Below are 11634 nucleotides of genomic sequence, written 5' to 3'. Positions count from 1 at the left end.
GTCTGGCAAAGGTGCCCGCATGACTGACACCACGCCTCTCGCCATCATCGTCCTCGCCGCCGGAAAAGGCACCCGCATGAAGAGCGACCTGCACAAGGTTCTCCACCCCATCGCAGGCCGCCCCATGCTGATGCACCTGATGGCCAGCGCTGCAGCGCTTGCGCCGGAGCACCAGGTTGTCGTCGCAGGCCACGGGCGCGATCAGCTGGAAAAGGCGCTGGGAGCCACCGCCAACATTGCCGTGCAAGACCCGCAGCTTGGCACCGCTCACGCCGTGCAGCAGGCGCAAGACGCGCTGGCAGGATTCGATGGCGATGTGCTGATCCTCTATGGCGATGTGCCTTTCGTGCGCACCGAAACGATGCAAGCCATGATCGCCCGCCTGCACGAGGCTGATAGCCCCGCCGCCGTCGTGCTCGGCTTCGAACCTGCAGACGCGCTGCAATATGGCCGCGTGATCGCTCAGGATGGCCGCATCGTCAAAATGGTCGAACACAAGGACGCGACCGAGGCCGAGCGCCAGTGCCGCACCTGCAATTCGGGCCTCATGGCGCTGCGCAGCGCCGACCTGTTCGGCCTGCTCGCCCGCGTGGGGAACGACAATGCGCAGGGCGAATACTACCTGCCCGACGTGGTCAACATCGCCATCGCCGATGGCCGCACTTGCGCCGTGGTGGTGACCGACGATGCCGATGAAGTGGCTGGCATCAATTCCCGCGCCGAACTCGCGCAGGCCGAACACCGCTGGCAACAGCGCCGCCGCGCTCAGGTGATGGCCGATGGCGCAACCCTGATCGCGCCAGAAACCGTGTGGTTTGCATGGGACACGCAGATCGGCCGCGATGTCATGATCGAACCCAACGTCGTCTTCGGCCCCGGCGTGACTGTGGCGGACCACGTGACGATCCACGCCTTCAGCCACCTCGAAGGCGCAACGCTCGCCGCCGGAGTCCAGATCGGCCCCTACGCCCGCCTGCGCCCCGGCGCGGACTTGCGCGAAAAGGCCAAGGTCGGCAACTTCGTCGAAATCAAGAACGCCGTCCTGCACAAGGGCGCCAAGGCCAACCACCTCACCTACCTCGGCGATGCCGACGTGGGCGCAGGTGCCAACATTGGCGCAGGCACCATCACCTGCAACTACGACGGCTACTTCAAGCACAAGACGGTCATCGGCGAACGCGCCTTCATCGGCTCGAACAGCGCCCTGATCGCCCCGGTCAAGATCGGCGCAGACGCCATCGTGGCGGCTGGCAGCGCCGTTTCGCGCGATGTGGCGGACGGCGAATTGCGCATGGTGCGGGCAGAGCAACTGGTAAAACCAGGCTGGGCCGACCGCTTCCACGATGCGATGAAAAAGAAGAAGGCGGAGAAGAAGGCCTGACGCGAAGTGCTTATCTTATTGATTAAGCGCAGACTTTTTGTGGTGCGGCCAGTAGCGACTACTATAACTAAAGTAATATATATCAACAACGTGCCCGCTCGCGGAGTCCTGCGTCAGTTTGAAACGGCTATATTCAATGGCGAAAAAGAGTCAGGCTTGTCAGTAACTCCACTTTGATCCACATATCCCTCGAGAATGGACGCATCATGGTATCGTCCACTTGTTAGGGGATGATCTGTGGTTGATATCATTGCGCCGGTCGGCACGGAACTGCTTGTAAACTCGCTGACGGGGGGCACGCAGATCAACTCGAGCGTGACCGCGCTCTCCAACGGCGGGTTCGTAGTTGCCTGGCATGATCAGGGCCGGCAGGTCGGCGCAACTATCGACCAGAACATCAGCGCACAGATTTACGATGCCTCGGGAACCCCGGTCGGTGGCGAGTTTCAGGTAAATACCGCTGCGCTTGGCACGCAAGTCAATCCAGCGATCACGGCACTTTCCGATGGGAAGTTTGTCGTGACCTGGTCGGACAACAGCGGTTTGCTGGGTGAGGTTGCCTACGGAATCAAGGCGCAAGTCTTTGACGCTACCGGAAGCAGGGTCGGTGCCGAATTCCGCGTAAACACCAATGTGCAAGGTGATCAGCAGTTCTCCGCCGTGACGGCGTTGAACAATGGCAATTTCGTGGTCACCTGGGCCGATCGCACCGACTTTTTCGGCACAATCAACAGTACGATCAGAGCGCAGATCTACACCGAAAGCGGTGTCAAGGTTGGTAACGAATTCGTGGCCAATGTCGCTTCGGGTTACGATCTTACGTTTCCTGCTGTCGCATCACTTGCCGATGGCCGTTTTGTCATCAGCTGGACCCAAGGCGTCGGCAGTGGCAGCGACAAGGATATCAGGGCGATCATCCTCAACGCCGATGGCAGCCGGGCCAGCCTTGAACTCTTCATGAATTCGGTAAACTCGAATGTTGATTTCCCGCAGGATCAGTCCTCTGTCACCGGTCTGGCTGATGGCGGTTTCGTCATCACCTGGCAGGACCGTGGCGGCAATCTGCGCACCCCGACTGAAGACGCAGACGGCTTCAGCATCAGAGCGCAAATCTATAACGCCAATGGCAATCGGCGAGGCGGCGATTTCCTCATCAACACCGACACCATCAGGAATCAGCAATTTCCAGCCGTCACCGCGCTGCAGAACGGCGGGTTCGCGGTCAGCTGGGAAGATGAAAGCAACACCCTTGGCGATACCAGCAGCGCCGGCATCAGAGTGCAAGCATTCAGCGCCACGGGCGTCAGGATCGGCACGGAAGTCCGGGTCAATACGCAGACGTTGAACAAGCAGGTCACGCCCTCGATCGACACGCTGACCAATGGTGACATCGTGATAAGCTGGTCCGATTTCGGACCGCAGACCGACAACTTCGCCCAACCGGACATCAAGGCGCAGATCCTTTCGGTCTACACACGCCCGCGCACCAGTGAAGACCTTTTCTTTGGCACAGAGGACCAGCGCTTCTTCTTCGATGTTCGCGCCAACGATGTCACCATCGACACCCTGCAGGTAACCCATATCAACGGCATCGAAATCTTTCCGGGCAGTGCGGAAGTCGAGCTGGCAGGGGGTAACGTTGGTGCGTCAGCGGACGGACGACTGTACCTCACCCCCAGCGATGATTTCAACGGACCTGTGACTTTCGAATACACTGTTGTTGACGGCCAGGGGAACAGCGCCACGGAATCGGCCACGATCCATTTCAGTCCCGTCAACGACTTTCCACGGTTCAACCCGGACGACGGGGTTCTGGTCCTGCCGCACGGCTCAGAAGGAACCCCCTACAGCGTCAGCATGGCAGACTTGCTGGCTGGCTTTTACGAGGTCGATGGCGATCCGCTTTCAGTGTTCATCAGCCTCACTCCCGGACTTGGCTCCGTTTCATTAAATAACGGAATTTACACAATTAATCCGGGCGAAAACTTCAGCGGAACGGTGACATTAAATTACGGTGTGACCGACGGGCGCGGTTTGATCGCGCAGACATCCCGACAGATCGTAATCGATCCGGTCGCCGACGCACCAGTCATCACCTCCAATGGCGGGAGCGAGGTCGTCGCCATCAGCATCGCGGAAAACATCACCGACGTGACCACGGTCACCGCCACCGACGACGACGGTGACACGCCCACCTTCGCCATCGCAGGCGGTACCGACGCCGCGCTCTTCGCCATCGACGAGACGACCGGCGTGCTGACCTTCCTGTCCGCGCCGAATTTCGAGGTACCCACCGATCAGGATGGCGACAACGTCTATGATGTCGTCGTGCGCGCCAGCGACGCTGGCGGTCTGTTCGGCGAACAGGAAATCGCCGTCACCGTGCTTGATCTGACCGACGGCCTCATCATTACCGGCACCGACCGCAATGACACCATCACGCCAACCACGTCGTTGAACGGCCTCGAAAGATCGACCGCATCGGGCGATGTGCTGATCGGCAACGGCGGCGCCGATACGCTCGATGGCGGCGAAGGCGATGACCGTATCGAAGGTGGCGCTGGCGCTGACAAGCTGTTCGGCGGCCTTGGCGATGACACGCTGCTTGGCGGCGACGCCATCGACCAGTTGAGGGGCGGCGAGGGTGCCGATACCATGATCGGTGGCCTCGGCGCAGACAGCTACTGGGTCGACAATGCGGGCGATGTCGTCATCGAGGCGCGGGTCATCGATGCGGGCACCGGCAAGGAAGTCGGCGGCATCGATCTCGTCACCGCCACGGTCAGCTACGCACTAACCGCCAATGTCGAAAAGCTGACGCTGGAAAGCGGTGCAGGCAATATCAATGGTACTGGCAACACGTTGGCCAACACGCTGCTCGGCAACGAGGGGGACAACGTGCTGAATGGCGGCGGCGGCAAGGACACACTGCGCGGTGGCTTGGGTGCTGACGCCTTCCAGTTTACTGCGCTGGAACTGACGGCAAATTCTGACACCGTGCAGGATTTCACAGCGGGCGAGGACCGTATCGAACTGTCGATCTCGGCATTCACCGCGCTTGCCGATTTCGGCCTTGGCGCACTCGACACCAGCGAACTCGCCTTCGGGACCAGAGCAACCACGGCTGCCCAGCACCTGATCTACAATCAGGCAACCGGCGCGTTGTTCTATGATGCTGACGGTAGCGGAAGCGGCGCACAAGTGCGTATCGCCGTGCTGACGGGGCTTCCGGCGCTTCAGGCAGACGATATCGTTCTGATCTGAGGTTAGTAGCTGCTGCTCTAGGTTCAGTGTCCCTGCTTCTGTCGGAGAGGCTGGGACACGAGACCCACTTCGATCACAGGCATGCGATCACAGGCAGTCGAGGCTCTCAACCGCTTCCTTGGGTTTGCGACCCCATCATTCCTTCGCCTTCTTGCGCAACTCGGCAATATATTCCAGCTCGGACTTGGCCCCCGGATGGTTCGGGATGAGCTTCAGCGATTTGCGCAGGTTCTTTTCGGCCTTGTCTAGCTGTCCCATCTCGATCTCGGTATAAGCCATGCCACGCAACGAGCGGGCCTGATTGAACGTCTTGGTTTCCTTGTTCGTGTCAAATTCGCCAAGGTCAAACGCCTGCTCGAACAGGTCATGCGACTTTTGGCGCTGCTTCATCGAATTGTGCCATTCGGCATATTCGTTGAGGTACTGTGCGTTCAGCGGTGCTGCGTCGTGCGCGCGGCGCAGGAATGGCTCGGCATCATCCCAGCGCTGAAGGTCGATCAGCGCAAAGCCTTTCAAGAACAGTGCGGTGCAAAAGGCGCTGTCGATCACGACCGCATTTCGCTGCTCCGCCTTGGGCAGCTTTTCCGAAGCCGCCGCCTGCATCAGCAGAAGCATGATCGTTTGGGAACCGCCGTCAGCGCACTGGACGGTCTGCGCCTTCTGCTGCTCCTCTAACGCGGCAATCACCGGCTCCACTGCAACAATCGCGTCCGTTGGTTTCCCACCTCTGATGGCCGTCCCCGCTTGGTCGATGGCACTGCGCGCTGTCTCCACAGGCATGGTTTCCGCCTGCGCAAAGTCAACCGTTCCCGACGACGCCAACACACCCAGAACCACAGCCAACAAACGCATCAACATCTCCGCCCTGACACCGGGCAAACGTGCAGAGACTTTGACACATGCGCAAGTCGGAGATCACGCATGCCTCCCAAAATCTGAGGCAGTACGGCTTGCCTTGCGGTTTCAGGTCGTCCGGGAGTGCCCAACCTGCGTCTTGTCGGAGTTGCGGGGCAGCGATCACGCCACCCCACCATCACTCGTCAATCCATCAAATCAGCCGGAACCTTCCCGCCATTCTCGGCCAGCTTGCGCATGGTGGCCTTGTGCAGCCAAATGTTCATCTCCGCCGAACCATCGAGCACGCCGGTATAGCCCAGTTCCTGCGCCAGTTCCTTGCGGTTGGCGAGGCTGGAATCGATGTCGAGCAGCTTCATCAGATCGACGATCGAGGTGCGCCAGTTGAGCGACTTGCCTTGCGCCATTTCCGTGAGGTTGGCTTCTACATCAACTGGGGCTGCAGGTGCGGCTGGCGCTGCAGCGGGCGCGGGCGCATGTTGGACCGGCGGGGTGCTCGGTGCGGTCGGTGCAGGGGCCGGTGCGGGAGCAGGCTTGGGTGTCTGGCCGGTCTGTGTCGGGCGCGTGCCCTTCCACGAAATGGCGTCCATAATCTTGCTGAAAATGCTCATCTGTTGCTCCTGCGCATGGGTCACCAGTGGCAACGGGCAGTGGCTCCATTGTGTTCCGCATTTGTGACGGCGGCCGGCCAGTTGTTGCGGAAGCAGACTGTTCGTTGCTTTTCGCGATCAATCTTTTTGAAAGGCGTCGCTGCCACAATGTAGCCCTAGGCGTTGGCAGGAAGCAGGGATTTGCACGATGAATGAACGACCGGGAGGATTCGGCAGGCGCACTGCGCCGGTTCCCGGCCAGCCAACAGCTGCCGCCATGCCCTCTGCCGGCGGCTTTGGCATGGCGCAGCCGCGCTATGGGCACGAGCGCGCGGCTGGTGTTGCCGATGACATCGATTTCCAGATTCTCGGCAACGATCTCCAGTTCGTCGAGATCGAACTCGATCCGGGCGAAAGCGTTATTGCAGAGCCGGGTGCGATGGTCTGGAAGGACTTCGATATCGAACCGTCCACCGTGCTCGATGCCGATAACCGGCCGGGGCAGGGGCTGGGCAGCAAGCTGCTCAATGCCGGCAAACGCATGCTTTCGGGCGAAAACCTGTTTCTGGCAATGTTCACCAACGATGGCGTGGGGATTTCCAAACGCGCGAAAATCGCCTTTTCCTCACCGATGCCGGGCAATATCCTGCCGCTGCGCCTGTCGGACTATGGCGGCAAGGTTATTTGTCAGCGAGAGAGCTTTCTAGCGGCGGCGCGCGGCGTGTCTGTCGGCGTCACGCTTATTCCAGGCATGCGCGGTGGGGGGCTATCGGGCATGATCCGGGGTGGTATCACCGGCATGTTCGGCGGTGAAGGCTTCATGATGCAGAAGCTCGAAGGCGATGGCTGGGCTTTCGTCCACATGGGCGGCGCAGTGATTGAACGCCAGCTTGCGGCCGGAGAGCGCATCCATATCGATACTGGTTGCGTTGCCGCTTATACCGAAGGCGTGGACTTCCGCGTGGTCATGGCCGGTGGCGGCATCCGCAACCGTCTACTGGGCGGCGAGGGCATGTTCTATGCGGCGCTGACCGGGCCTGGCACGGTGTGGATTCAGTCCGTGCCCTTTGCGCGGCTGGCACTGAACATAATGGGCGTGGCACAGGGCGTCGGCTATGGCGGCGAAACCAGTCTTGGCGGGTTGGCGGCGATGGGCGCAGCCGGTGTCGTGGGCGCTGTCGGACTGGCAGGGGTTGCGGCCGGGGCCGCCGGTGCGGGCCTGGGCGGGCATTCGGCAGAGGGCTTTGGCGAGACCATTCATTCAGCCGCAGGCGGGCTTGAATCCGATGGTGGCATTCTGGGCGCGCTTGGCGGCTGGCTTTCAGGCGATTGAACGGGGCGAGCGGCTGCCCGACAAACCATTTTCCTACAGCCCTGCAAAGGTGGCAGGGTTCTGGTGTGACCTGCCACCCCCTTCAATGCCCTTGCCAATCCCGCTCCGAGGGCTGCGCCGTGCCTGCCGTAGCGCCCTTCTCAAAGCGATTTCTCCAACGCAAACCGGCCCATGAGTGTCTTTCTCTGGACTGTGTAAACTGTGTAAACCCCTTCAGGAAAACCCCTGCCAACCTGAACGGAACGGCTCCTTCAACCCCGGTTCATTCCTCGCTGGACAAACCGCCGCTTGCTCGCGATTGGAAAGACAATCCCAAGGTTTTCGTGCGACAGCGTGCGAATAGACATTTCAGGATCAAGCCAGAACCATGTGTGGAATCATCGGAATCGTTGGCAAGGAACAGGTGGCAGACCGGCTGGTCGATGGCCTGCGCCGGATGGAGTATCGCGGTTATGACTCGGCCGGTGTCTGCATGGTTGAAAACGGCCAACTGATCCGCCGCCGCGCCGAGGGCAAGCTCAACAACCTCGTGCTGGAACTCGAACGCAATCCCGCCTCCGGCCTGATCGGCATTGCCCACACGCGCTGGGCCACCCACGGCGCGCCGACCACCAGCAACGCCCACCCTCACGCCACCGGCGAAGTCGCGCTGGTCCACAACGGCATCATCGAAAACTTCAAACCCCTGCGCGAAGGCCTGATCGCGCGCGGCCGCAAGTTTGAAAGCGAGACCGACACCGAAGTCGTCGCGCACCTCGTGTCCGAACTGGTCGAGGCAGGGCAGTCACCGCACGACGCGGTAAAGGCCGTGCTCCCACAATTGCGCGGAGCCTTCGCGCTCGCCATCGCCTTTCGCCAGCACGATGACATGCTGATCGGCGCGCGCCTCGGCTCCCCACTGGTCGTGGGCTATGGCGAAGGCGAAACCTACCTTGGTTCCGACGCGCTTGCGCTCGCCCCGCTGACGCAACGCATCACCTATCTCGAAGAGGGCGACTGGGTCGTCATCACCCGCACCGGCGCGCAGATTTTCGATGCGGATAACAACGCGGTGACGCGCCCCGTCGTCGCATCGGGCGCAACCGCCGCTGCGATCGAGAAGGGCAATTACCGCCACTTCATGCAGAAGGAAATCTTCGAACAGCCTGTGGTCGTAGCGCAAACGCTGCGCAGCTACCTTCGCCGGGTAGAGCAGACGGTCGCACTGCCGCAGATCGATTTTGACCTCGCCAGCATCAACCGCGTCACTATCGTCGCATGCGGCACCAGCTTCTACGCCGCGATGGTCGCCAAATACTGGTTCGAACAGTTCGCGCGCCTGCCGGTGGACATCGATGTCGCCTCGGAATTCCGATATCGCGACCCCGTGCTGGAACCCGGCGGCCTGTCGCTGTTCATCTCGCAGAGCGGCGAGACGGCAGACACCTTGGCCGCGCTGCGCCACTGCAAGGCGGCGGGCCAGACCATCGCGGTCGTCGTCAATGTGCCGACCAGCACGATGGCGCGCGAGGCGGATCTGCTGCTGCCCACTCACGCCGGCCCGGAAATCGGCGTCGCGTCGACCAAGGCTTTCACCTGCCAACTCGCCGTGCTGGCAGCGCTCGCGGCGCACCTTGCGGTCAAGCGCGGGCGTATGAACCGCGCCGAAGAGGCTGCGATTGTAGAGCACTTGGTCGAAGTGCCTGCCGCACTCAACGCTGCACTCAGCCATGATGACGAGATCGCAGGCATGGCGCACCTGATCGCTCCTGCGCGTGATGTGCTCTATCTCGGGCGCGGCGCGGACTATCCGCTGGCGCTCGAAGGCGCGCTCAAGCTCAAGGAAATCAGCTACATTCACGCCGAAGGCTATGCCAGCGGCGAGATGAAGCACGGTCCCATCGCTTTGATTGACGAACTGGTTCCGGTCATCGTCCTCGCGCCGTCAGGCCCGCTGTTCGAAAAGACCGTCAGCAACATGCAGGAAGTCCGCGCACGCGGCGGCAAGGTCGTGCTGATCTCGGACGCCGAAGGCATCGCCGAAGCGGGCGAGGGCTGCCTCGCCACGATCGAGATGCCCAAGGTCCACCCGCTGATCGCGCCGCTGGTCTATGCCGTGCCGGTACAGTTGCTGGCCTACCACGTCGCCGTGGCCAAGGGCACCGATGTGGACCAGCCCCGCAATCTGGCAAAGTCGGTCACGGTCGAATAGCGTACGCGCACTATTGCTAAGCATTTCTTCAGCATGGGCAGGTAAACTGCCCCATTATGGAGATGTTGGCCGCTTCACGCTCGATCAAGGCAGCGCAGGGTGCTGGGCCAGCCACCGTGTCCGATGCAGACGTGGCACGGCTTTCACGGCTGCATTTCCTTGAAAACATAACGCACTACCAGGTCACCAACATCGTCCCGCTCGGCCTTATCGGGCTGTGCGGCGCCTATCTGCCAGGCGCGAGGTTGCTGACGCTGTTCCTTGTACTGAACGCCGCAACGCTGGTGGCGATGAATCTCGTGAGCCGTGCGATCCGGCGCGGCAAGCACCCCGCACAGTCCATAAGCTGGTGGCGCATGTACGAGGCGCTGGCGATGCTGTCGGGCGTGTTGTGGTCGGCCTGCATGCTGCCGGTCATCGACACGCTGGGCCGCAACATCGCCTCGATGTTCGTCTGCGTCGTGATTATTGTCTCGATCGCGGTGACATGCATGGTCGTGGCGACAGAGCGGCGGCTGGTTGGGTACTTCCTGTTCGGCGCGCTGGTCTGTCTGATCCCGCAAACAATACTGCACATGGCAGAAATCGGCCCGATCCCGCTGGTCGCCACGCTCGGGCTCGGCCCTGCGCTGATCGGGCTGGCCAGTGCCGTGCGCAACCAGAACCACTTGATGGTCCGCACGCAGCTGGAAAAACAGCACCTCGCCAACAGCCTGTCTGACGCTCTGGCAGCAGCGGAGTATCTGGCGAGCCGCGACAGCCTGACCGGCCTCTACAATCGCCGCGCCTTCGAGGAACTGGCGCTGGAAGTGCGCGATGACGATGCGTTGGCGCCGCTTACCCTGATCCTGATCGATCTCGATCATTTCAAGGCGATCAATGACCGCTTTGGGCACGGGATCGGCGATGCGGTGCTGGTCAAGGCCGCAGAAGTGATCGCGCGCCATGCCGGCCCGCATGATCTGGTCGGTCGCGGTGATGGTGCCGTTGCCCGCTGGGGCGGTGAGGAATTCATCGTCCTGCTCGGCAATTGCCCGGTGGAACGGGCCGTGCAGGTCGCGCACGATCTGCGCCGGGGACTTGCCGCGATGCGCGGGCTTGATTGGCCCGAGGATATGATTGCAACCGGATCGCTGGGCGTAGCTTCGTGGGACAGAGGTCTAGCCCTCCACGCCTGCATCAGCCGTGCAGACGAGGCAATGTACCGGGCCAAGCAAGCGGGCAGAAACCGGGTCAGCGTCCACGGCAACGCAGGGATCGATGACCTTGCCGCCACGCCTGCAGGACAGTAAGCGCCGGGCATCCCTTCTGCAGTGAACGGCAAAGTCTGATGCGTCTGGCCCTTTATGAACCCGAGATCGCCGGAAACGTCGGTGCCGTCATGCGTCTTGGCGCGTGCTTTGGCGTCGATGTCGATCTGGTAGAGCCGATGGGCTTTGCATGGGACGATCGCCGCGTGCGCCGCGCCGCAATGGACTACATCGATCATGTAAGCGTCGTGCGCCACGCTGGCTTCGAGGCCTTCCATCAGGCCGTCACGCCAAGCCGCCTGATTCTCTTCACCACCAAGGGCCGCCAATCGCTCCACGATTTCCGGTTCGCGCCCGATGACGTGCTGCTGTTCGGCAAGGAAAGCGCAGGCGTCCCGGAAGCGGTGGCGCAGGCCTGCGATGCCTTGGTACGTATCCCCATCCGCCCGCAAGTACGCTCGCTCAACCTCGCAATCGCCAGTGCGCTGGCACTGGGAGAGGCCCTGCGGCAGACTGGTACACCCACGGAAGGCCACTGATTTCCGGGGCAAAACCAACAAATTTCAAAAAAGAGACAAGATGGTGTTGACGCGAATCGGAGTGGTGTTTAGAGGGCCTCTCACCGCAGCGGAGTTGCTCTGCAGCCTGGCAGCGGTCGCCAACATAGACGGACACTCAGTCCCCCGGATAGAAACGGGGAGCATTGGTTGTCCGCCAATGTCTGTCTCTGGCCTTAGGGTTTGGGTTGGATTTGGTGGTTCTTTGACATT

Annotated in this window: 8 protein-coding genes; 6 read left to right on the top strand and 2 right to left on the bottom strand. The window is 61.4% G+C overall.

What is annotated here, in order from left to right; all coding sequences use genetic code 11:
* Positions 1-19 precede the first annotated feature (19 nt).
* Together glmU and Q8R81_RS06715 are read left to right on the top strand one after the other, a co-directional pair.
* Positions 20-1381 (top strand): bifunctional UDP-N-acetylglucosamine diphosphorylase/glucosamine-1-phosphate N-acetyltransferase GlmU, encoded by a 1362-nt coding sequence (gene glmU / locus Q8R81_RS06720; RefSeq protein WP_305616655.1) that lies wholly within the window; start codon positions 20-22, stop codon positions 1379-1381.
* 237 nt (positions 1382-1618) lie between these two features.
* On the top strand, positions 1619-4645 hold the full coding sequence (locus Q8R81_RS06715) for a tandem-95 repeat protein (protein WP_305616654.1): 3027 nt from the start codon (positions 1619-1621) through the stop codon (positions 4643-4645).
* Between the two features lie 135 nt (positions 4646-4780).
* Here the strand turns inward: Q8R81_RS06715 and Q8R81_RS06710 are convergent, their stop codons facing one another.
* Together Q8R81_RS06710 and Q8R81_RS06705 are read right to left on the bottom strand one after the other, a co-directional pair.
* Positions 4781-5497 carry a tetratricopeptide repeat protein gene (locus Q8R81_RS06710; RefSeq protein WP_305616653.1) on the bottom strand — a complete coding sequence of 239 codons (717 nt, stop codon included), beginning with the start codon at positions 5495-5497 and terminating at the stop codon, positions 4781-4783.
* A gap of 188 nt (positions 5498-5685) precedes the next feature.
* A complete protein-coding gene (locus Q8R81_RS06705; protein WP_305616652.1) occupies positions 5686-6111 on the bottom strand; it encodes a DUF3597 domain-containing protein in 426 nt (141 codons plus the stop codon).
* A gap of 187 nt (positions 6112-6298) precedes the next feature.
* On the opposite strand from Q8R81_RS06705, the gene Q8R81_RS06700 reads away from it, so the two are divergent.
* From Q8R81_RS06700 to Q8R81_RS06685, 4 genes are all read left to right on the top strand, one after another.
* Positions 6299-7423, top strand: coding sequence for an AIM24 family protein (locus Q8R81_RS06700; protein ID WP_305616651.1), 1125 nt, complete (start codon positions 6299-6301; stop codon positions 7421-7423).
* A gap of 367 nt (positions 7424-7790) precedes the next feature.
* Positions 7791-9614, top strand: coding sequence for a glutamine--fructose-6-phosphate transaminase (isomerizing) (gene glmS, locus Q8R81_RS06695; RefSeq protein ID WP_305616650.1), 1824 nt, complete (start codon positions 7791-7793; stop codon positions 9612-9614).
* A gap of 62 nt (positions 9615-9676) precedes the next feature.
* The gene (locus Q8R81_RS06690; protein ID WP_305616649.1) at positions 9677-10906 is read left to right on the top strand and encodes a GGDEF domain-containing protein; all 1230 of its coding nucleotides are present in this window, start codon (positions 9677-9679) and stop codon (positions 10904-10906) included.
* A gap of 38 nt (positions 10907-10944) precedes the next feature.
* Positions 10945-11403 (top strand): tRNA (cytidine(34)-2'-O)-methyltransferase, encoded by a 459-nt coding sequence (locus tag Q8R81_RS06685; RefSeq protein WP_305616648.1) that lies wholly within the window; start codon positions 10945-10947, stop codon positions 11401-11403.
* Positions 11404-11634 lie beyond the last annotated feature (231 nt).

The sequence above is a fragment of the Novosphingobium sp. genome, from assembly GCF_030696665.1.
GTDB lineage: Bacteria > Pseudomonadota > Alphaproteobacteria > Sphingomonadales > Sphingomonadaceae > Novosphingobium.
The sequence above is the reverse complement of the archived record's forward strand: the minus strand, read 5'-3'. Positions and strand labels throughout refer to the sequence as shown.